At 58.3% G+C, this 20,614-nt stretch carries 20 protein-coding genes and 2 tRNA genes; 4 read left to right on the top strand and 18 right to left on the bottom strand.

Annotated features, from left to right (window positions below; translation table 11 throughout):
- Window positions 1-46 precede the first annotated feature (46 nt).
- Entirely contained in the window at window positions 47-421 is a 375-nt protein-coding gene (locus BN1128_RS04535; RefSeq protein WP_042866603.1) for a DUF1090 domain-containing protein, read from the bottom strand.
- A gap of 178 nt (window positions 422-599) precedes the next feature.
- On the opposite strand from BN1128_RS04535, the gene BN1128_RS04540 reads away from it, so the two are divergent.
- Window positions 600-953 carry a DsrE/DsrF/TusD sulfur relay family protein gene (locus tag BN1128_RS04540; protein ID WP_042866605.1) on the top strand — a complete coding sequence of 118 codons (354 nt, stop codon included), beginning with the start codon at window positions 600-602 and terminating at the stop codon, window positions 951-953.
- 134 nt (window positions 954-1,087) lie between these two features.
- Window positions 1,088-2,170, top strand: coding sequence for a protoglobin domain-containing protein (locus BN1128_RS04545; protein ID WP_042866607.1), 1,083 nt, complete (start codon window positions 1,088-1,090; stop codon window positions 2,168-2,170).
- On the opposite strand, the gene BN1128_RS04550 is transcribed toward BN1128_RS04545, so the two are convergent.
- From BN1128_RS04550 to rlmE, 16 genes are all read right to left on the bottom strand, one after another.
- Window positions 2,167-3,387 (bottom strand): MFS transporter, encoded by a 1,221-nt coding sequence (locus BN1128_RS04550; protein WP_042866609.1) that lies wholly within the window; start codon window positions 3,385-3,387, stop codon window positions 2,167-2,169. The two genes, BN1128_RS04545 and BN1128_RS04550, sit on opposite strands and share 4 nt — an antisense overlap.
- A gap of 132 nt (window positions 3,388-3,519) precedes the next feature.
- Window positions 3,520-5,661, bottom strand: coding sequence for a polyribonucleotide nucleotidyltransferase (pnp, locus tag BN1128_RS04555; protein WP_042866610.1), 2,142 nt, complete (start codon window positions 5,659-5,661; stop codon window positions 3,520-3,522).
- Between the two features lie 167 nt (window positions 5,662-5,828).
- Window positions 5,829-6,098: a 30S ribosomal protein S15 gene (rpsO, locus tag BN1128_RS04560; protein ID WP_005317514.1), complete on the bottom strand. Its 270-nt coding sequence runs from the start codon at window positions 6,096-6,098 to the stop codon at window positions 5,829-5,831.
- Window positions 6,099-6,227: 129 nt separating this feature from the next.
- Window positions 6,228-7,187: a tRNA pseudouridine(55) synthase TruB gene (truB, locus tag BN1128_RS04565; RefSeq protein WP_042866615.1), complete on the bottom strand. Its 960-nt coding sequence runs from the start codon at window positions 7,185-7,187 to the stop codon at window positions 6,228-6,230.
- A 1-nt stretch (window position 7,188) separates the two neighbouring features.
- Complete coding sequence (gene rbfA / locus BN1128_RS04570; protein WP_042866616.1) at window positions 7,189-7,620, bottom strand: 30S ribosome-binding factor RbfA; 432 nt, start codon at window positions 7,618-7,620, stop codon at window positions 7,189-7,191.
- A 55-nt stretch (window positions 7,621-7,675) separates the two neighbouring features.
- The gene (gene infB, locus BN1128_RS04575) at window positions 7,676-10,372 is read right to left on the bottom strand and encodes a translation initiation factor IF-2 (RefSeq protein ID WP_042866617.1); all 2,697 of its coding nucleotides are present in this window, start codon (window positions 10,370-10,372) and stop codon (window positions 7,676-7,678) included.
- A gap of 20 nt (window positions 10,373-10,392) precedes the next feature.
- The gene (gene nusA / locus BN1128_RS04580; RefSeq protein ID WP_042866618.1) at window positions 10,393-11,895 is read right to left on the bottom strand and encodes a transcription termination factor NusA; all 1,503 of its coding nucleotides are present in this window, start codon (window positions 11,893-11,895) and stop codon (window positions 10,393-10,395) included.
- A gap of 14 nt (window positions 11,896-11,909) precedes the next feature.
- Complete coding sequence (rimP, locus tag BN1128_RS04585; protein WP_042035804.1) at window positions 11,910-12,368, bottom strand: ribosome maturation factor RimP; 459 nt, start codon at window positions 12,366-12,368, stop codon at window positions 11,910-11,912.
- A 166-nt stretch (window positions 12,369-12,534) separates the two neighbouring features.
- Window positions 12,535-12,611 (bottom strand) — tRNA-Met (locus BN1128_RS04590).
- 92 nt (window positions 12,612-12,703) lie between these two features.
- Window positions 12,704-12,788, bottom strand: a tRNA-Leu gene (locus BN1128_RS04595).
- 9 nt (window positions 12,789-12,797) lie between these two features.
- Entirely contained in the window at window positions 12,798-13,124 is a 327-nt protein-coding gene (gene secG, locus BN1128_RS04600; RefSeq protein ID WP_025326063.1) for a preprotein translocase subunit SecG, read from the bottom strand.
- Window positions 13,125-13,889 carry a triose-phosphate isomerase gene (gene tpiA / locus BN1128_RS04605; RefSeq protein ID WP_042866619.1) on the bottom strand — a complete coding sequence of 255 codons (765 nt, stop codon included), beginning with the start codon at window positions 13,887-13,889 and terminating at the stop codon, window positions 13,125-13,127.
- A gap of 131 nt (window positions 13,890-14,020) precedes the next feature.
- Complete coding sequence (gene glmM, locus BN1128_RS04610) at window positions 14,021-15,355, bottom strand: phosphoglucosamine mutase (RefSeq protein ID WP_042866620.1); 1,335 nt, start codon at window positions 15,353-15,355, stop codon at window positions 14,021-14,023.
- A gap of 17 nt (window positions 15,356-15,372) precedes the next feature.
- Window positions 15,373-16,218 carry a dihydropteroate synthase gene (gene folP, locus BN1128_RS04615; protein WP_042866622.1) on the bottom strand — a complete coding sequence of 282 codons (846 nt, stop codon included), beginning with the start codon at window positions 16,216-16,218 and terminating at the stop codon, window positions 15,373-15,375.
- A gap of 62 nt (window positions 16,219-16,280) precedes the next feature.
- On the bottom strand, window positions 16,281-18,230 hold the full coding sequence (gene ftsH, locus BN1128_RS04620; RefSeq protein WP_042866624.1) for an ATP-dependent zinc metalloprotease FtsH: 1,950 nt from the start codon (window positions 18,228-18,230) through the stop codon (window positions 16,281-16,283).
- A gap of 45 nt (window positions 18,231-18,275) precedes the next feature.
- The gene (gene rlmE, locus BN1128_RS04625; RefSeq protein WP_042866625.1) at window positions 18,276-18,905 is read right to left on the bottom strand and encodes a 23S rRNA (uridine(2552)-2'-O)-methyltransferase RlmE; all 630 of its coding nucleotides are present in this window, start codon (window positions 18,903-18,905) and stop codon (window positions 18,276-18,278) included.
- Window positions 18,906-19,002: 97 nt separating this feature from the next.
- On the opposite strand from rlmE, the gene yhbY reads away from it, so the two are divergent.
- Window positions 19,003-19,299 carry a ribosome assembly RNA-binding protein YhbY gene (gene yhbY / locus BN1128_RS04630; protein ID WP_042035811.1) on the top strand — a complete coding sequence of 99 codons (297 nt, stop codon included), beginning with the start codon at window positions 19,003-19,005 and terminating at the stop codon, window positions 19,297-19,299.
- A gap of 105 nt (window positions 19,300-19,404) precedes the next feature.
- The gene (locus tag BN1128_RS04635; RefSeq protein WP_042866627.1) at window positions 19,405-19,998 is read left to right on the top strand and encodes a hypothetical protein; all 594 of its coding nucleotides are present in this window, start codon (window positions 19,405-19,407) and stop codon (window positions 19,996-19,998) included.
- A 47-nt stretch (window positions 19,999-20,045) separates the two neighbouring features.
- Here BN1128_RS04635 and greA read toward each other — a convergent pair whose 3' ends face one another.
- Window positions 20,046-20,522: a transcription elongation factor GreA gene (gene greA, locus BN1128_RS04640; RefSeq protein ID WP_042866628.1), complete on the bottom strand. Its 477-nt coding sequence runs from the start codon at window positions 20,520-20,522 to the stop codon at window positions 20,046-20,048.
- Window positions 20,523-20,614: the final 92 nt, after the last annotated feature.

A 20,614-nucleotide genomic window follows, 5' to 3' on the forward strand; every position in this document is an offset into this window, starting at 1 on the left:
GCAAAAAGCCGGGCATGCCCGGCTTTTTCATTCTGCAATACGCCGTTCAGGGAGTGATCAGCTTGCTCAGCGCATCCAGCTCGTTCTGGGCTGCCAGCAACTTGGTCTGGGCCTCTTCCAGCTTGGCCTGCTTCTTGGCGATCTTGTCAGGCTTGCCAGACACCCGCGCATTTTGCAGCTCGAGCAGCCGCTCGTTCACCTGCTCTTTCAGCTCGGCCACCCGTTGCTGCTGCTCCTTGAACAGGCCCGCATCGGTACAGTGAGCCTCGATATTGCGCAGCGCCCGCTCCAGCCCGGCAACCTGATCCGCGTTGTTGTACGCCTTGGCGAAGACCAGCTGATCCGCCACGGCCTGTTGCCGTGCCTTGCAGCCCACCTCCTGACTGCCATAAGCCTGACCGGCCAACAACAGCATACTCATTCCGATAGCCTTCCACATAACGACCTCATTCCTCTGTCATGTTTGATGGCTGCCTATCAGACCGCACTCGGCCAGGCGGGTCAAGCCGTGTGCCAACCGATACGACAGAGTTTGTGCAACATCACGCCAGCGCGGCCCCGGCGAGCCTACAATAGCGGCTTTCAGGATGGAGTCTTTTATGAATCAACGAATTGTCATCATTGCCAACGGCGCCCCCTACGGCAGCGAATCTCTGTTCAACGCCCTGCGGCTGGCCATTGCCCTGGGCGAACAGGGCGGCGCCAGCCTGCAACTGTTTCTGATGTCCGATGCGGTCGGCGCCGCGCTGGCGGGCCAAGCCCCGGCCGAGGGATACAATCTGCGCCAGATGCTGGAGATCCTGCTGGCCCAGGGCGCCATCATCCGCCTGTGCAAGACCTGTACCGATGCCCGCGGCATCACGGCCCTGCCGCTCATCGAGGGGATCGAGATCGGCACACTGCCGCTGCTGGCCCAGTGGACCCTGGCGGCCGACAAGGTGCTGACCTTCTAGTGCATAGAGCGATGGGCGCAGCCGTTGACCTGCAACAAACCTGCGCCATTTGAAAACCTGTTCCCTGCCGTTAATGTCTACACTGTCAGTTAGATAACAAAGTGCGCGCCGCCATTTTCGTTCAGGGAACTGCCATGAATCCAACCGAACAGACTCTGCTGGAGCAGATGCGGATCACAGAGTTCGAAATCGCCCATCGCAAGGAGCTGCTGCTGCTGGGTGAGGAAGATTTCATCCTGCTCGCCAGTTATCGCGTCAAGATTGAGCCCCACATAGATGCGCTGGTCGACAAGTTCTATACGCTGCAGACCGGGATCACCGAGATTGCCCTGCTGATCGGCGACGCCGATACGCTCACCCGGCTGCGGGCGGCCCAGCGCCGTTACATCCTCGACCTGTTCAGCGGCCTTTATGACCTGGAGTACGTCAACAACCGGTTGCGGATCGGGCTGGTGCACAAGTGGATCGGGGTGGAACCCAAACTCTATCTGGCTGCCATCAACACCCTCAAGGGGCTGCTCATTGAGGATATCTTCACCCAGATAGAGCATGAGCAGAATCGCATCACCATGCTGACCGCCCTCGACAAGCTGTTTCTGTTCGACATTACCCTGGTGTTCGAGACCTATATCCGCAGTCTGGTCTCGGAGATAGAGTCATCCAAGGAGAAGTCGGAGATCTACGCCAAGACGCTGGAGGAGAAGGTGCGCGAGCGCACCCAGCAGCTGGAGGAGATGAGCCGGACCGACTCCCTCACCGGTCTGCTCAGCGTGCGCCACCTGCAGGAGAACCTGACCCGCACCCTGCGTACCTGCCAGCGCCGCGCCGAGCCCGTGGTCATCGCCTACCTCGACATCAACGACTTCAAACAGATCAACGACACCCAGGGACACCAGCGGGGAGACGAGATACTGCGCATCGTCGGCGCCTGCATTCGCAAGGTGTCTCGGGCGGAGGATTGCTGTTTTCGCTACGGCGGGGATGAGTTCTGCCTGATCCTGCCCAACTGCAACGAGGATCAGGCCAGGGACGTCTATCTGCAACGGCTGACCCACACCCTGACAGAGCAGCTCGGCGACGTGACCCTCAGCATCGGCATGGTGCAGACGGGCCCCATCCAGTTCGACGAGGGCAACAGCCTGATCCGGTTAGCTGACGAACGCATGTATGCCGCCAAGAAGGCGATGAAGCAGGTCAACCAGAAAGAGACCCACTAACCCTCGCGGGAGCAGGCTTTCGCCACCTCGGGGCGCGGGATCCTGGCGCCCCACTCGTACAACAGAAAGGTCAGCATGCAGCACAGCGCCATCAGTATGTAGAGTGACTGTCCGCTCCATCGCTCCAGGATCCAGCCTCCCAGCACGGCCCCGATGGCACCGCCCAGCCCGGCCAGCGCACCGGCGCCGAAATAGCTCCCCTTCAGATGAGGGGGCGACATCTGATCGATCAGCACGTTGAGCAGCGGGAACAGGATCGTCTCCCCCACGCTCAGCAGCAGCACGGCCCCGATCCAGTGCGACCACTGCGCGGGGTCCCCCAGCGCAAACAACACCTGAGCCCCCAGAAACAGCATGATGCCAAGCTGCAGCCGCACCTTTCCCGGCCAGCGGGCGAGCAGATGCAGCAGCGGGAATTGCAGCAAGACCACGGTCAGCGCATTGATCGTCACCAGAATGGCGACCAGTCGCGCCACCTCGGGAGTCTCGGCCCGCGTCAGATATTGCACCAAGGGTGAGTGAAACTGGGAATAGACCAGCACCATCAGCAGGTTCGCCATCACCAGCAGCAAAAATCCCCGATCCAGCCACAGCACCTTGATGGCGGCCCGCAGGCCCAGGCCGCCACCGCGCCGTGCTTCCTCGTTCAACCTGCGAAAGCCCCAGACGAAGGTGGCCCCCAGCAGCAGATAGCTGCCGGAGAGCAGCAGGAAGGTCTGCTGCTGGGCGCTGATGCCCAGAGTCACCCCAAGCAGAGGCCCTATCGCCGCCCCCAGATTGAGCAGGAAGTAGCGCATGTGCAGTGCCAGCTCGCGCGCCTTGGCCGAGGCGAGGCTGTCGGCCATCAGCGCCTTGCCCGGTGCATCTATGAGACCGGAGGAGAGGCCACTGCCGATCACCCCGACCCCGAGCCAGAGCACTGAGTGGGAGAAGCCGAGCAGGCCGTAGCAGAGCAACGCGACCAGGCAGCCGGCCAGCAAGATATTGCGTCGCCCCAGCCGATCCGACAACCAGCCGCCGTAAAAACTGATCAGGGTGGAGAGCCCCGCGCTCGCTCCCAGCATGGCCCCTATGCTGGTGGCCGAAAGGGCATACTCCCGATAGAGCAGGATGGAGAGAAACGGCCAGACCATGTAATAGCTGGTGCGCACCATGAAGGTACCCAGGATCACGGTCCAGACCAGCGGGGGAAACTGCCTGAGGAGGGCCCACGACATCATACTGCTCCTTGTTGCCCGTCGCACGGGGAGCCCATTGTTGTAACAGAGGGCTTCATAAGAAACAACTTTGCCGCCGAACAGGCACAAAAAAGCCGACCCTGAGGTCGGCTTTTCAACGGCACGGCAGCCTTATTCGGCAGTCGGCTCTTCGGCAACGGCCACATCAACAACCGGTGCGGCAGCTTCGGTCGGTGCATTCGCTTCCTTGATGGAGAGACGCACACGGCCTTGACGATCCACTTCCAGTACCTTCACCTTCACCACGTCACCGATCTTCAGGAAGTCGGCCACGTTTTGCACGCGTGCATCGGTGATTTGGGAGATGTGTACCAGACCGTCTTTACCCGGCAGGATATTGACGAAAGCACCGAAGTCGGCCAGACGCACAACCTTGCCTTCATAGATGCGGTTCACTTCGATCTCGGCGGTGATGGCCTCGATGCGACGAATGGCTTCCATGGCGGCTTCGTTGGCAACGGCGGAGATGCGGACGGTGCCGTCATCATCCAGCTCGATGTTGGTGCCTGTCTCTTCGGTCAGGGCACGGATCACGGAACCGCCCTTGCCGATGACATCCTTGATCTTCTCGGGATTGATCTTGATGGTGTGGATGCGCGGGGCGAAATCGGAGATCTCGCTACGCGGCGCCTGGATGGCTTCGTCCATTACCTTCAGGATGTGCAGGCGAGCGCCACGGGCTTGCTTGAGGGCAATCTCCATGATCTCTTTGGTGATGCCTTCGATCTTGATGTCCATCTGCAGCGCAGTGATACCTTGGGTAGTACCGGCCACCTTGAAGTCCATGTCGCCCAGGTGATCTTCGTCACCCAGGATATCGGACAGCACGACGAAACCTTCTTCTTCCTTCACCAGACCCATGGCGATACCGGCAACGGAGGCCTTGATCGGCACACCCGCGTCCATTAGCGCCAGGGAGGAACCACAGACGGAGGCCATGGAGGAGGAACCGTTGGATTCGGTGATTTCAGACACCACGCGCACCACGTACGGGAACTCCGCGGCGCTCGGCATCACGGCAGCAACGCCGCGCTTGGCCAGACGACCGTGACCGATTTCACGACGCTTGGGGCTACCCATCATGCCGGTTTCACCGACGCAATACGGCGGGAAGTTGTAGTGCAGCATGAAGCGGTCGGCGCGATGGCCAGCCAGCTCGTCGATGTTCTGGGCGTCACGCTCGGTACCCAGGGTCGCAACGACGATTGCCTGCGTCTCGCCACGGGTGAACAGGGCAGAGCCGTGAGCGCGGGGCAGGATGCCGGTACCGACGGACAGGGCACGGATCATTTCCGGATCGCGACCATCGATGCGCGGCTCGCCACGGACCACACGGCCACGAACGATGCGGCTTTCCAGGCTGTGGAACTCTTCGCCAATCTTCTTGGCATCGTCTTCCACGCCGGCGGCGATCACTTGCTCAACCACACGCTGCTTGATGGCACCGATGGCGGCGTAACGCACTGCCTTCTCGGTGATGCGGTAGGCTTCACCCAGCTCGGCGGTCGCCAGCTCGGCAATCTTGGCCTTGAGCGCTTCGTTGGTCGCAGGCGGGGTCCAATCCCACGGCTGGGTACCCACGTCGGCGGCGAATTCGTTGATGGCGTTGATCACGACTTGCATCTGCTCGTGGCCATACACCACGGCGCCCAGCATCACTTCTTCAGACAGGATGGCCGCTTCGGATTCCACCATCAGTACCGCGTTGGCGGTACCGGCAACCACCAGGTCCAGATCGCTCTGGGGCAGTTCGGCGGTGGTCGGGTTCAGCACATACTGACCGTTCATGTAACCCACGCGGGCAGCCGCAATCGGACCGCCGAACGGGATGCCGGAGATAGCCAGTGCAGCAGAGGCACCGATCATGGCAACTATGTCCGGGGAAACCAGCGGGTTCACGGACATGACGGTGGCAACCACCTGAACCTCATTGAGGAAGCCTTCCGGGAACAGCGGACGAATAGGACGGTCGATCAGGCGGGAGGTGAGGGTTTCGCCTTCGCTCGGACGGCCTTCACGACGGAAGAAACCACCCGGGATACGACCAGCAGCATAGGTACGCTCCTGGTAGTTGACGGTCAGCGGGAAGAAATCGCGACCGTGATCGGCCTCTTTCTTGCCGACTACGGTCACAAATACGCAGGTATCGTCCATGCTGACCATTACGGCCGCAGTGGCTTGACGGGCCATCACACCGGTTTCCAGAGTGACGGTGTGTTGACCGTACTGGAATGACTTTACAATAGGATTCACGTGAATTTCCTTTTTACAATTTGGCTCTTTAAATTCGCGTGCAAGTATACTTGATTCGAACCAAAAGGTAAGCAGTGACACAAATTCTGTGAAGCTGGCAACAGCCTGACGCGCAATAAAAAAGGGGAACCCTGAGGTTCCCCTTTTTCGCGAAATCTGATGGTCGATTAACGACGCAGACCCAGCTTGGCGATCAGAGCAGCATAACGCTGAACATCTTTACGCTTCAGGTAGTCCAGCAGCTTGCGACGCTGGGAAACCATGCGCAGCAGACCACGACGACCGTGGTGATCTTTAGCGTGCTCTTTGAAGTGACCTTGCAGATGGTTGATCTGGGCAGTCAGCAGGGCAACCTGCACTTCGGGGGAGCCAGTGTCGTTGGCGCAACGAGCGTTGTCAGCAACGATGGAAGCTTTGATCTCAGCATTTAGAGACATGGTATTACTCCAAGTAGAGTGTTTAAAGGTTCACAGCCAATCTCTAATTCAGCCGTGAAATGAGGGCGGTATCATAATCGTCCCCGTCACTTTTCGCAACGGGAAAGACGCCCTGATACCGCCTGAGGATCACTCCTCGTCGTGATCGTCGTGGTAGCGCACCAGACGCTTGGGGGCAACCCGCCCTTCGTCGTCGATCTCGCCCACCCCGATGAACTCACGCTCAGGCCCGACCGTCATGCGGACCTGGCCGCTTTGCGGCGCCCCGGCAACCTGCACGGCCTGACCCTGGTTCACATAGGCGGCCACCGCCGCCAGCATGTTCACCTCGGGCAGCGCGGCCACGGCGGTATCCATCGGCAGCAACAAGGGGTCGAGCTGTTCCCGTGGCGGGATACTCTCGGCCTTCGCCTGTTCGAAGATGCACTCGAGCTGTTCCAGAGTCAGCATCCGCTCATAGGGATAGCTCGCCACCTGGGTGCGGCGCAGCTGGGTGACGTGAGCGCCACAGCCCAGCACTTCGCCCAGATCGTCCACCAGGGAGCGAATGTAGGTGCCTTTGCTGCAGTGCACCTCCAGCTTGACCTCATCCCCTTCAAAACTGATGAGCTTGAGCTCGAACACAGTGATGGGGCGGGCTTCCCGCTCGATCTCTATGCCTTCACGGGCATATTCGTAGAGCGGGCGACCGTTGTGCTTGAGGGCGGAGTACATGGACGGCACCTGCATGATGGGGCCACGGAACTGGTCCAGCGACTCGATCAGGGTACCCAGGGCCACGTTCACCGGACGGGTGGATACCACCTCGCCGTCGGAGTCGCTGGTGTTGGTGCGCTCGCCCAGCTTGGCGGTCACCTCATAGCGCTTGTCCGCTTCCAGCAGATACTGGGAGAACTTGGTGGCCTCGCCGAGACAGATCGGCAGCATGCCGGTCGCCAGCGGATCCAGGGCACCGGTGTGACCGGCCTTGGCGGCGTTGTAGATACGCTTGACCTTCTGCAACACATCGTTGGAGGTCAGACCGGTCGGCTTGTCCAGCAGCAGGATGCCGTGTACGTCACGACCCTTGAAACGGCGTCTACGAGACATCTCAGGCTTTATCCTCTGTATCATCCGGTGCGGCTTCGTCTTCTTCACGGCCGGCTTCGGCCATGCGACGCTTGTCGTCACGCACTGTGTTGGACACCAGGTTGGAGATGCGCATCCCCTCGACCAGGGTCTGGTCGTAGTAGAAGCGCAGCTCGGGCACCACCCGCAGGCGCATGGCGCTGCCGAGCAGGCTGCGGATGTAGCCGGCCGCTTCGGTCAGGCCCTTGAGCCCTTCCGCGATGCGCTCGGCATCGATATCCAGCTGCAAGAAGGTGACATAAACCTTGGCATAGTTGAGGTCCTTGGACACTTCCACGTCCGAGACGGTTACCATGCCGATGCGCGGGTCCTTGACCTCACGCTGCAAGATCAGCGCGATTTCACGCTGGATCTGCTGGCCGACCCTGTTGGTCCGGCTGAATTCTCTGGCCATATTCTATCCTGCGATAAAAGGGGGCCGCGGCCCCCTATTTTGTCTAACTCTCGGCTTACAGAGTCCGTTGAATTTCAATGGTCTCGTAAACTTCGATCTGGTCGCCTTCGCGTACGTCGTTGTAGTTCTTGACCGCGATACCACACTCGTAACCGTTGCGGACTTCGTTGACGTCATCCTTGAAGCGGCGCAGGGATTCCAGCTCGCCTTCATAGATAACCACGTTGTCACGCAGAACACGGATACGGTTGGAGCGCTTGACCACACCTTCGGTAACCATACAGCCGGCAACGGCGCCGAACTTGGGTGACTTGAAGACGCTACGCACTTCAGCCAGACCGATGATCTCCTGACGATACTCAGGAGCCAGCTTGCCGCTCATGGCCTGCTTCACTTCGTCGATCAAATCATAGATGACGGAGTAGTAACGCAGATCCAGGCTCTCGGACTCGATGACCTTGCGCGCAGATGCGTCGGCACGGACGTTGAAGCCCACCAGGATGGCGCTGGAAGCCGCGGCCAGGGTCGCGTCGGTTTCGGTGATACCACCAACGCCGGAACCCACGATCTTGACCTTGACTTCGTCGGTAGAGAGCTGAACCAGCGCATCGCAGATGGCTTGCACCGAACCCTGTACGTCGGCCTTGATCACCACGTTCACTTCGGACACTTCGCCCTCGGTCATGTTGGCGAACATGTTTTCCAGCTTGGCCTTCTGCTGGCGAGCCAGCTTGACGTCGCGGAACTTGCCCTGACGATAGAGCGCCACTTCACGGGCCTTCTTCTCGTCACGTACAACGGTGGCTTCATCACCGGCAGACGGCACCCCGGACAGACCCAGGATTTCCACCGGCAGGGACGGACCCGCTTCCTTGATTTCACGACCCAGTTCGTCACGCATGGCACGGATACGACCGTATTCCAGACCACACAGTACGATGTCGCCCTGGCGCAGAGTCCCTTCTTGTACCAGCACGGTGGCAACCGGACCACGACCCTTGTCCAGGAAGGATTCGATCACGACGCCGCTGGCCATGCCATCGACAACCGCTTTCAATTCCAGCACTTCGGACTGGATCAGGATGGCTTCCAGCAGGTCGTCGATGCCTTCACCAGACTTGGCGGAGACGTGAACGAACTGGCTGTCGCCACCCCAGTCTTCGGACATGACGTTGTAACGGGCCAGCTCGGTCTTGACGCGATCCGGATCCGCTTCAGGCTTGTCGATCTTGTTGACCGCAACCACGATGGGCACTTCGGCCGCCTTGGCGTGCTGGATAGCTTCGATGGTCTGCGGCATAACGCCGTCATCGGCAGCAACAACCAGAACGACGATATCGGTCGACTTGGCACCACGAGCACGCATGGAAGTAAAGGCCGCGTGACCCGGGGTATCCAGGAAGGTGATCATGCCACTGTCGGTTTCGACGTGGTAAGCACCGATATGCTGGGTGATACCACCGGCTTCGCCAGCAGCTACCTTGGCTTTACGGATGTAGTCGAGCAGCGAGGTCTTGCCGTGGTCGACGTGACCCATGATGGTCACAACAGGTGCGCGCGGCTTGGCTTCGGAGGTCTCGTCACGATCGGACAGTACCGCCTCTTCCAGCTCGTTCTCACGGCGCAGCACAACCTTGTGACCCATCTCTTCGGCGACCAGCTGGGCTGTCTCCTGATCGATCACCTGGTTGATGGTTGCCATGGCGCCCATCTTCATCATCGCCTTGATGACTTCCACACCCTTGACGGCCATCTTGTTGGCCAGTTCGGCCACTGTGATGGTTTCGCCGATGACGACGTCACGGTTAACCACGGCAGCAGGCTTGTTGAAGCCGTGCTTCATGGCATTTGGCATGGCCACCTTGCCGCGCTTGCCTTTACGGGCACGCGGGTTGCGGGAGTCGCGATCATCTTCACGACGACCGGCCTTTTTCGGCGCCTTGACGGCGGCGGCGGCGGTACGACGGCTGGTCTCTTCTTTCCGGTCCAACTCGTCTTCTGCGGCTTGCGCATGCTTGTTGGTGGTCAGATGATAGTCACTGCTCTCTTTGGCGCGAGCAGCTTCTTCTTCAGCCCAGCGAGGGCCGTTTTGTTCCGCCATGACGCGAGCCTCTTCGGCTTTCTTGGCGGCGAGTTCTTCTGCTTTTTGCAAAGCTGTTTGATCCTGTTGGCGCTTCAGTTCTTCTGCTTCGCGCTTGGCCATCTTTTCTGCCTCTTGCTGAGCTGTGCTACTGGCTGCTTTGGCGGGCTGTGGAGCCTGTCGAGCCTTTGATTGTGCCTCGATCCGCGCCTTTTCCTCAGCTTCACGACGAGCCTGCTCAGCCTCACGGCGAGCCTTCTCTTCAGCATCGAGACGAACCTTGTTTTCGGCCTCGCTACGAGCTTTTTCTTCTGCTTCCAAACGCGCTGTTTCCTCGGCTTCCGCCTGGCGCTGTTCATCTTCCAGCGCCGAGCGTCTTACGTAGGTGCGAGATTTACGCACTTCAACCTGCACTTCCTTGTTCTTGCCGCCAGTCCCCTGAACACTGATGGTGCTCTTGGTCTTGCGCTGCAAGGTCATGCGGGCAGGTGCGGTGACCTCGTCACCTCCATGCTGTTTCTTCAGATGGGTCAGCAGAGTCTGTTTCTCAGACTCACTGACCATGTCGTCGGCCTTGCTCTTGCTGATACCGGCATCGACAAACTGCTGGAGAAGACGATCAACCGGTGTGTCGATGTCAGTGGCAAGTTGTTTGACTGATACTTCTGCCATTCATTTTCCTCCGTTTGATCTTACTCAGACTGCTCTTCTCCGAACCAACAGATATTACGAGCAGCCATAATCAGCTCACCGGCTTTCTCTGCCGTCAGCTCTTCAATATCAGCAAGGTCATCGATGCCTTGCTCTGCCAAATCTTCCAGGGTACCGATACCGCGAGCGGCCAGGGCATACGCCATGTCACGGCCAAGGCCGTTCAGATTGAGCAGATCTTCGGAAGGTTCTACACCTTCAAAGGATTCTTCTTTGGCCAAAGCCTTGGTGGTCAGCGCATTTTTGGCACGCTGGCGCAGCTCTTCAACCATGTCTTCGTCCAGACCATCGATGGCCAGCAGCTCGTTGACCGGTACAAAGGCAATCTCTTCCAGGGTAGAGAAGCCTTCTTCCATCAGCAGACCGGCGAAATCGTCATCGATATCGAGGGTGCTGGTGAACAGGGTCAGGATGCGGTCGTTCTCGGCCTGGTGCTTGGCACGCATGTCCTCAACGGTCATGACGTTCAGCTCCCAACCTGTCAGCTGGGATGCCAGACGCACGTTCTGACCGTTGCGACCAATGGCCTGGGCCAGGTTGGCGGCTTCCACGGCGATATCCATGGTGTGGTTGTCTTCATCCACGATTATGGAGGCCACATCAGCGGGCGCCATGGCATTGATCACGTACTGGGCGGGGTTGTCATCGTACAGCACTATGTCGGCACGCTCACCGCTCAGCTCGGCGGAGACGGCTTGCACACGGGCACCGCGCATGCCGATACAGGCACCGATCGGGTCGATACGACGATCGTTGGTCTTCACCGCGATCTTGGCGCGTGAGCCCGGGTCACGGGCGGCGCCCATGATTTCGATCATCTCTTCACCGATTTCCGGTACTTCGATGCGGAACAGCTCTTTCAGGAAGTCCGGGCTGGAGCGGCTGACGAACAGCTGAGAACCACGGGCTTCGGGACGCACGGCGTAGAGCAGGCCACGGATGCGGTCACCCGGACGGAAAGTCTCGCGCGGCAGCATGTCGTCACGGAAGATCACGGCCTCGGCATTGCTGCCCAGATCCAGGATCACGTTGTCACGGTTACTCTTCTTGACCACACCGCTGATGATGGTGCCTTCCTTGTCCTTGAACTGGTCAACAACTTGGGAACGCTCGGCTTCGCGCACTTTCTGCACGATAACCTGTTTGGCGGTCTGGGTGGTGATACGGTCGAAGGTCACAGAGTCAATCTGGTCTTCTACATAGTCACCGAGCTGGATCTCGGGCTGCTCGATCTGAGCGGCTTCGAGGGTGATTTCACCGTACGGGTTCTCCATTGCAGCCTGATCGGCCACAACAACCCAGCGACGATAGGTATCGTAGTCACCGGTCTTGCGATCGATTTCGACCCGAACTTCAATCTCGCCTTCATATTTTTTCTTGGTCGCAGTCGCCAGCGCGGTCTCCAGAGCCTGGAAAATTTTCTCGCGGGGCACAGCTTTCTCGTTGGATACTGCGTCAACGACCAGCAAAATCTCTTTATTCATATCCGATAGCCTCGTTAACCAAAGTTCGGCACTATGTTCGCTTTTTGGATATTGGTGAAAGCCAACACGTCGTCCTTACCATCTACTGTCAGGGTGATCATGTCGCCTTGCACAGCTTTGATTACGCCTTTGAACTTGCGGCGGTTATTTGTTGCCATCCGCAGCTGCACCGCCGCCTCTTGGCCAACGTATTTTTCGAACTGGGCAACCTTGAACAGCGGACGATCCAGACCAGGGGAGGATACTTCCAGGAAGTATTCTTCTGTGATGGGATCCTCGACATCCATGATGGCGCCAACCTGATGGCTGACTTCAGCACAGTTTTCGACAGTCACACCATTCTCGCTGTCGATAAAGACACGCAAAGTGGAGTGGTTACCCGCGCGGATAAACTCAATACCCCAAAGTTCAAAACCCAAGGCAACGACCGGAGCCTCGAGCAGATCGGTCAAACGTTGTTCCAACGTAGCCAAAGTCACCCTCCGAAAAACAAAAAAAGGGCATAAAGCCCAGATAGAGATCGATTCAGAGTAAATCGCACATAACAAAAAGCCCCGATGTCAAATCGGGGCTTGGCGCTTTACCCTGATTGTCGCCTCGCAGCGACCGCCTTCCTGAGCGTAGGAAATGCGTGAAATTTGGTTGCGGGGGCCGGATTTGAACCGACGACCTTCGGGTTATGAGCCCGACGAGCTACCATGCTGCTCCACCCCGCGTCCGAAATCGTGCGAGATTATAGCCAGTTCATTCTCTTCACACAAGACTGACTGGCTATAATATACCCGGTTGCCCGAGCTCACTACTTAATTGGTGCCGTGGGCGGGACTCGAACCCGCACACCCTAGAGCACTACCCCCTCAAGATAGCGTGTCTACCAATTCCACCACCACGGCAAAACTCACTTATTCGGGAACGTCAGTGTCTTTCTTTACTGGCGCTTTGGTCTGCTCAACCTGTTGGGTTTGTTGCAGATTTTCCCATTCACTACCCTGTTTTACCTTGTTACTGGACATAGAGCCAAGCACCAAGCTAATCAGAAAGAACAGAGTAGCCAAAATTGCTGTTGTTCGGGTCAGGAAACTGCCTGAACCACCGGAGCCGAATACGGTATTCGATGCCCCTGCGCCGAAGGAGGCGCCCATGTCAGCCCCTTTACCTTGCTGAATCATCACCAGACCAATCAGAGCCAGTGAAACCAGCAGATAAACGACTAAAAGAATTTCGTACATTTAACTTGCACCCTTTGCCGCTTCAACAATTCCTAAAAACGTCTTGTCATCGAGACTCGCTCCACCAATCAGGCCGCCATCTATGTCGGGCTGGGCAAACAAATCTCTCGCATTGGTCGGCGTCACGCTCCCACCATAGATGATTCTAACTTTCTCACCTATTACCGGAGTATCCTCCGCCAAGCGACCACGTATAAAGGAATGAACCTCTTGTGCCTGCTCGGGTGTGGCGCATTTACCTGTACCTACAGCCCAAATCGGCTCGTAGGCGATGATAGCATTATCGAAAGCCATCGCGCCATTTTTCTCTATGACGATATCCAGCTCTTCGGCGATCACCTCGAAGGCTCTTCTCGCCTGCCTCGCTGCGCCCGATTCACCCAAACAGAGGATGGGGATCAAGCCTGCCGCTCTGGCTGCCGCAAACTTCTCTGCGACGATAAAGCTGGTCTCACCAAAGAGACGCCTGCGCTCGGAGTGCCCTACCAGTACGTAACGACACCCTGCCTCAACCAGCATCTGACACGAGACTTCACCCGTGTAAGCGCCAGTCTGGTGCTGACTCACATTCTGAGCCCCCAACTTCATCACCTTCTGCTCGTTGAGCAGTGCGGCCGTGAAGTCGAGATGCACATGGGATGGACACAAGACCACATCTACTCGCTCATCCATGCCTTGCAGGCACTGGCCAGTAAACTGCTCTAACTGCGACCTACTACCGTGTAACTTCCAGTTGGCTGCTACAAACGGCTTGCGATGTCCCATCGGCAACTCCCTTGCGAAAGCGGGGCTGATAATATCCAGAGGATTGTCAGCTGACAAGCGCTATTTTTGAATTTTCGAATCGTTTGAACAAGATACAACCAGGGCGGCTAAAAAGCCGCCCCTTTTGTTCATTAAAACGCCGATTCGACCTGTTGAGCGATGCGTTGTGCCATGTCACGCACCTGCTGCTCATGCTCACCTTCCACCATGACCCGGATCAGGGGTTCGGTGCCGGATTTGCGCAGCAGGACGCGGCCACGGCCAGCCAGCTCCTGTTCCACCTTGGCCACTTCCTGGTTGACGGCATCAGCCGCCAGCGGATCCTTGCCCTCGGCAAAACGGACGTTCACCAGCACCTGCGGGAACTTGCTCATGCCGGAACGCAGCTTGGCCAGCGGCATCTCGGCGGTGCAGATGGCCATCAGCACCTGCAGGGCGGCAACGATACCGTCCCCGGTAGTGGTCTGATCCAGGCAGATGATGTGACCGGAGTTTTCACCCCCGATACGCCAGCCCTTCTCATTCATCATCTCCAGCACGTAGCGGTCACCCACCTTGGCACGGGCGAACGGGATGCCCAGGGTCTGCAGCGCCAGCTCCAGGCCCATATTGGCCATCAGGGTACCGACCACACCGCCCTTGAGGCGGCCGTTGCGCAGTGCATCACGGGCGATGATGTAGAGGATCTCGTCACCGTCGATGATGTAACCCGTGTGGTCCACCATCACCAGGCGATCGCCGTCACCGTCGAAGGCCACGCCCAGATCCGCCTTGCACTCCAGCACCTTGGCAGCCAGGGCTTCGGGAGCGGTAGAGCCGACACCATCGTTGATGTTGAGGCCATCCGGGCTGCAACCAATGGCTATCACCTCGGCGCCCAGCTCGCGGAAGACGGAGGGGGCTATGTGATAGGTAGCGCCATTGCCGCAGTCAACCACCATCTTCAGCCCTTCCAGGCTCAGATGGGAGGGGAAGGTGCTCTTGCAGAACTCGATATAGCGACCCGCCGCATCCTCGATGCGCACGGCTTTGCCCAAATCGGCAGACTCGACGCACTTGATCTCGTGATCCAGCTCGGCCTCGATGGCCATCTCGACCTCGTCAGGCAGCTTGGTGCCATCGGCGGAGAAGAACTTGATGCCGTTGTCATAGTAAGGGTTGTGGGAGGCGCTGATGACGATGCCGGCCTCGGCACGGAAGGTGCGGGTCAGATAGGCAACGGCCGGGGTGGGCATGGGGCCCATCAGTATGGCCTTGAGCCCGGCGGCGGAGAGACCGGCTTCCAGCGCGGATTCCAGCATGTAACCGGAGATGCGGGTATCCTTGCCGATCAGCACTTTACGGGTGCCCTTCTTGGAGAGCACCTTGCCTGCGGCCCAACCCAGCTTCATCACGAAATCAGGGGTGATCGGGAATTCGCCAACCTTGCCGCGGACACCATCGGTGCCAAAATACTTTCTTGCCATTGTCTGTTCTCGTTTTTTTATTTGGATATGAAATCTTGTCCCGTCATTACCATCCAGCCGGTGCGCAGGGCATCCATGGTCTCTCGCACATCGTGCACCCGGATGATACGGGCGCCATGCTGCATACCGATGAGCGCGCAGGCCAGACTGCCGGCCAACCGTTCATCAACCGAACGGCCAAGCAGGTTGCCTATCATAGACTTTCGCGACATACCGACCAAGAGCGGAAGCTGGTAATCGAGCAACTTCTCCTGCCAGGCCAGCAGTTGATAGTTGTGTGCCAGCGTCTTGCCAAAGCCGTAGCCCGGATCCAGCAACAGCTGCTGGCGCCCAACCCCGGCGGCCAGACAGGCGGCGATACGCTCGTCGAAGAAGGCCCTCACCTCCCCCAGCAGGTCGTCATAGTGGGGCTCGGCCTGCATGGTTCTCGGCTGGCCTTGCATGTGCATCAGGCACACGGGTACGTCAGCTTCTGCGGCGGCGGCCAGGGCGCCGGGTTCGAGCAAGGCCCGCACGTCGTTGATGAGGTGGGCCCCCGCCTTGCAGCCTTCCCGCATCACGGCAGCCTTGGAGGTATCGAGGGAGATCATCACATCCAGCTCGGCGACCATCCGCTCGACCACGGGGATCACCCTGTCCAGCTCATCCTGCTCGCTCACGTCGGGGGCCCCCGGACGCGTCGACTCCCCCCCTATGTCGATGAGGGTTGCCCCGTCGGAGATCATCTGGCGAGCATGGGCCATGGCCCGGTCAATCTGATTGAAATTGCCGCCATCGGAGAAGGAGTCGGGTGTCACATTGAGGATCCCCATCACATGGGGACGATCGAGGGAGAGGCTGAGCCCCTTGCTGGTTAGCTGCATCTTCGCTTCCATTTACATAAAGAAAAACCCCGGGACCAGCCCGGGGTTTGCATCATCACGATTTATTTGGCCGGGAGATCGTTGGCCTTGTCGATGTCGACATCCGCCACCGGCTCCACGTCGGTCACTGCCGGTTTGGCATCCGCCGCGACAGTGGCACCGCCTTGCGGAGTGTCGCTGTGCTCGTCATGCCAGTTGCTGGGAGCACGCACCTCGCGACGGGCCATCAGATCGTCGATCTGCTTGGCGTCGATGGTTTCGTACTTCATCAGCGCATCTTTCATAGTGTGCAACACGTCCATGTTGTCCAGCAGGATCTGCTTGGAGCGGGCGTAGTTGCGATCGATGACCTGCTTGACCTCGGCGTCGATGACGCGCGCCGTGTCATCGGACATGTGCTTGGCCTTGGCCATGCTGCGACCGAGGAACACTTCGCCATCTTCTTCCGCATAGAGCATGGGACCGAGACGCTCGGACATGCCCCACTGGGTGACCATCTTGCGGGCGATGTCGGTCGCACGCTCGATATCGTTGGATGCACCGGTCGATACCTTCTCGGCACCGTAGATCAGCTCTTCCGCCAGACGACCGCCGTACAGGCTGGAGATCATGGACTCCAGGTGCTGTTTGGAGTGGCTCCAGCGATCCTGCTCGGGCAGGTACATGGTCACACCCAGCGCACGACCGCGCGGTATGATGGAGACCTTGTAGACAGGATCATGATCCGGTACCAGACGACCTATGATGGCGTGACCCGCCTCATGGTAAGCCGTCATCTCCTTCTCTGAGTCTCTCATCACCATGGAGCGACGTTCCGCACCCATCATGATCTTGTCCTTGGCCTTCTCGAATTCGGCCATGGAAACCACACGACGACTCTCACGGGCGGAGAAGAGGGCGGCTTCGTTGACCAGGTTGGCGAGATCAGCACCGGAGAAACCTGGGGTACCACGGGCAATCAGGGCCGCATTGACATCATCTGCCAACGGCACCTTGCGCATGTGCACCTTCAGAATCTGCTCGCGACCGCGCACATCCGGCAGACCGACCACGACCTGACGGTCGAAACGGCCCGGACGCAGCAAAGCAGGGTCCAGTACATCGGGACGGTTGGTGGCAGCGATGACGATGACGCCTTCATTGCCTTCAAAACCATCCATCTCGACCAGCATCTGGTTCAGGGTCTGCTCACGCTCATCGTGACCACCGCCGAGACCGGCGCCACGCTGGCGACCGACCGCATCGATTTCATCGATGAAGATGATGCAGGGGGAAGACTTCTTGGCCTGCTCAAACATGTCACGCACCCGGGAGGCACCGACACCCACGAACATTTCGACGAAGTCGGAACCCGAGATGGTGAAGAAAGGCACCTTGGCCTCGCCCGCAATGGCCTTGGCCAGCAGGGTCTTACCGGTACCGGGAGGACCTACCAGCAGTACGCCGGTAGGGATCTTGCCACCCAGTTTCTGGAACTTGCTCGGATCGCGCAGATAGTCGACCAGCTCTTTCACCTCTTCCTTGGCCTCATCGCAACCTGCGACGTCAGCAAAGGTGGTCTTGATCTGATCTTCGCTCATCAGGCGAGCCTTGCTCTTGCCGAACGACATGGCACCCTTGCCGCCGCCGCCCTGCATCTGACGCATGAAGAAGACCCAGACACCGATCAGCAACAGCATCGGGAACCAAGAGATGAAGATAGAGGTCAGCAAAGACGGCTCTTCCGGCTTCTCGCCCATCACTTTGACATTGTGATTGAGCATGTCGTTGAGCAGCTGGGGATCCGGCGCCGGTATGATGGTGGTGAAGCGTTCACCAGTGCGCTTGACGCCGTTAATGACCTTGCCATCCATCCGCACTTCACGGATCTGTTCTTGGGTCACTTCTTTAACGAAGCTGGAATAGTCCAGCTGGCGACTGGTGGTATCGCTGGGGCTGAAGCTATTGAACACCGACATCAACACGACGGCGATGACCAGCCACAGGATTAGGTTTTTCGCCATGTCACTCAAATCAATGACCTCGCAGACTGACAGTTAACGATGAAGGTTAGGGTACTACAGTTTAAAACCGGTAGCCACAATGTAGACTTCTCGTGAACGGGCACGAGACGAGTCTGGTTTACGAATCTTGACAGCAGAGAAAAGCTTACGAATTTCATTGAGATAGGCATCAAACCCCTCTCCCTGGAATACCTTCACCACGAAGCTGCCATTACTGCGCAATACCTGGTTGCACATGTCGAGCGCCAGCTCGACCAAGTACATGGCGCGGGCCTGATCCACCTGCTGGGTGCCACTCATATTGGGCGCCATATCAGACATGACCAGGTCCACCTTGTCCGGACCGACACGGGCCAGCAAGGCACCGAGTACAGTTTCCTCCCGAAAGTCCCCTTGCAGGAAATCGACACCGGCAATGGGATCCATCGGCAAAATATCACACGCGATGACCCGTCCATCGTCACCCACCTGCTCAACGGCAAACTGGGACCAGCCACCCGGGGCCGCCCCCAGATCCACCACTGTCATGCCGGTACGGAGCAATTTGTCCTTGCCCTGGATCTCATCAATCTTGAAAACAGCGCGGGAACGCAGCCCCAACTTCTGGGCTTTTTTGACGTATTGATCGTCGAAATGTTCTTTTAACCAGCGGCTTGAGCTGGGGGAACGTTTTTTCTGGGTCATGATTGTCGACTTTAAAAAACCACAAGGGTTATTAGTATTAAGGGCTAAGTGGGGGTAGAATACGCCCCTTTCAACCCTGACTTATGAAGAAATTGCCATGATTCTCAACAATAAACAGAAACAGTACCTCAAGGGCCTTGCCCACAGTCTGAAGCCCGTTGTCCTCTTGGGTCAACATGGTCTGACCGAAGGCGTACTGGCCGAGATCGATCTGGCCCTGAATTACCACGAGCTGATCAAGGTTAAGGTTGCGTCTGAAGATCGTGAGATGAAACAGCTGGTTATGGATGCAATCGTCCGTGAAACCGGCGCGGTCAAGGTACAGAGCATCGGCCACGTGCTGACCATCTACCGTCAGGCCAACGAGCCGAAAATCCAACTGCCTCGCAAGTAACAGGAAAGAGCCTCGCTCTTTCCTTCATTTCCCTTCTTCCCAAGTCGCTTGCCAAAGTAGTCTCCAGGCCCTTAACCTGCGATGAATACTCGTGGACACCCCGCTATGGATCACCATCAGATTCTCACCGAAGATGAACTGGCCATGTTACGGGACTTGGGGAGCAGTCAGGAGACGGCCGCCGGACAATCCCTGAGCGGTTATCTCGCCACCCCCTTGCTCGGACTGCTGCAACGCGCCGATCAACTGGTGCTCGAAGCCCGCTTCGCCGGGCATCAACTCCGCTTTCCGCTGCGCTTCACCCAGGGGGACGATGGCTTTGTCGAACCGCGCATCGCCGCGCCCGTCATCAAGGAGCTGGGTTATCCTCATCTGCGCGCCTGGCGTCTCGACCAGAAGGCGCGCCTGAAGGTGGCCGATACCGAGTGTCTGGTGCACAGCCTGTCGCTGGACGGATTGGTGGTGGAGGGCTTGCCCACCGGCCTGGCGATCGGCGCCACCCTCAGCGGCACTCTGCTAATCCATGAACTGGCCCCGCTGCCCCTCTGTGCCGAGCTGGTCAGGCACATCCATCAACGCAATGGTGTGCAGGGCTGGGCACTGCACTTCCAGATGGCCAAGCCGGATCTTGAGCAACTGCGCAGCTGGATGTTCCAGCGCCATCAGGACGCCTTCACTCAGGCCTACCAGCCCCGCTAAATACAAACAGGGGAGCCGGGCTCCCCTGTTTCAGGCATCACCTCACATCAGAGGTAAGCGACGGCCAGAACTTCGTATTCCACGTCGCCGGCCGGCGTCTTGACGATGGCAACATCGTCCACTTCCTTGCCGATCAGGGCACGGGCGATGGGCGAGTTCACCGAAATCATGTTCTGTTTGATGTCAGATTCATCGTCACCCACGATACGGTAGACAACTTCTTCTTCCGTCTCGCTTTTCAGCAGGGTCACGGTCGCCCCAAAGATTACGCGACCATTGTTGGTAATCTTGGTGACATCGATCACCTGGGCATTGGAGAGCTTGCTCTCAATTTCCTGAATGCGGCCTTCACAGAAGCCTTGCTGCTCACGGGCGGCATGGTACTCGGCGTTTTCTTTCAGATCACCATGTTCACGGGCATCTGCAATCGCTTCGATAATCTGCGGACGAAGCTCGCTCTTCAGATAGTCGAGCTCTTGACGCAGCTTTTCAGCGCCGCGAACAGTCATCGGAGTATGATTCATAGTCGAAACCTGGGTTGCTTGAAAAGAGAAGCTGCGGCTATCAAAGAGAGCCGCAGCTATCGGTTCGGATGAGGCATCTTAATATGAAGCCG

Origin of the sequence: Aeromonas piscicola, assembly GCF_000820005.1 — a bacterium.
GTDB classification, from domain to species: domain Bacteria; phylum Pseudomonadota; class Gammaproteobacteria; order Enterobacterales; family Aeromonadaceae; genus Aeromonas; species Aeromonas piscicola.

Excerpts from the sequence above, each read along its gene's own strand:
- BN1128_RS04535 (WP_042866603.1), bottom strand. The coding sequence starts at position 421 with ATGAGTATGCTGTTGTTGGCCGGTCAGGCTTATGGCAGTCAGGAGGTG.
- BN1128_RS04540 (WP_042866605.1), top strand. The coding sequence starts at position 600 with ATGAATCAACGAATTGTCATCATTGCCAACGGCGCCCCCTACGGCAGC.
- BN1128_RS04545 (WP_042866607.1), top strand. The coding sequence starts at position 1,088 with ATGAATCCAACCGAACAGACTCTGCTGGAGCAGATGCGGATCACAGAG.
- BN1128_RS04550 (WP_042866609.1), bottom strand. The coding sequence starts at position 3,387 with ATGTCGTGGGCCCTCCTCAGGCAGTTTCCCCCGCTGGTCTGGACCGTG.
- rpsO (WP_005317514.1), bottom strand. The coding sequence starts at position 6,098 with ATGTCTCTAAATGCTGAGATCAAAGCTTCCATCGTTGCTGACAACGCT.
- truB (WP_042866615.1), bottom strand. The coding sequence starts at position 7,187 with ATGTCTCGTAGACGCCGTTTCAAGGGTCGTGACGTACACGGCATCCTG.
- rbfA (WP_042866616.1), bottom strand. The coding sequence starts at position 7,620 with ATGGCCAGAGAATTCAGCCGGACCAACAGGGTCGGCCAGCAGATCCAG.
- infB (WP_042866617.1), bottom strand. The coding sequence starts at position 10,372 with ATGGCAGAAGTATCAGTCAAACAACTTGCCACTGACATCGACACACCG.
- nusA (WP_042866618.1), bottom strand. The coding sequence starts at position 11,895 with ATGAATAAAGAGATTTTGCTGGTCGTTGACGCAGTATCCAACGAGAAA.
- secG (WP_025326063.1), bottom strand. The coding sequence starts at position 13,124 with ATGTACGAAATTCTTTTAGTCGTTTATCTGCTGGTTTCACTGGCTCTG.
- tpiA (WP_042866619.1), bottom strand. The coding sequence starts at position 13,889 with ATGGGACATCGCAAGCCGTTTGTAGCAGCCAACTGGAAGTTACACGGT.
- glmM (WP_042866620.1), bottom strand. The coding sequence starts at position 15,355 with ATGGCAAGAAAGTATTTTGGCACCGATGGTGTCCGCGGCAAGGTTGGC.
- folP (WP_042866622.1), bottom strand. The coding sequence starts at position 16,218 with ATGCAGCTAACCAGCAAGGGGCTCAGCCTCTCCCTCGATCGTCCCCAT.
- rlmE (WP_042866625.1), bottom strand. The coding sequence starts at position 18,905 with ATGACCCAGAAAAAACGTTCCCCCAGCTCAAGCCGCTGGTTAAAAGAA.
- yhbY (WP_042035811.1), top strand. The coding sequence starts at position 19,003 with ATGATTCTCAACAATAAACAGAAACAGTACCTCAAGGGCCTTGCCCAC.
- BN1128_RS04635 (WP_042866627.1), top strand. The coding sequence starts at position 19,405 with ATGGATCACCATCAGATTCTCACCGAAGATGAACTGGCCATGTTACGG.
- greA (WP_042866628.1), bottom strand. The coding sequence starts at position 20,522 with ATGAATCATACTCCGATGACTGTTCGCGGCGCTGAAAAGCTGCGTCAA.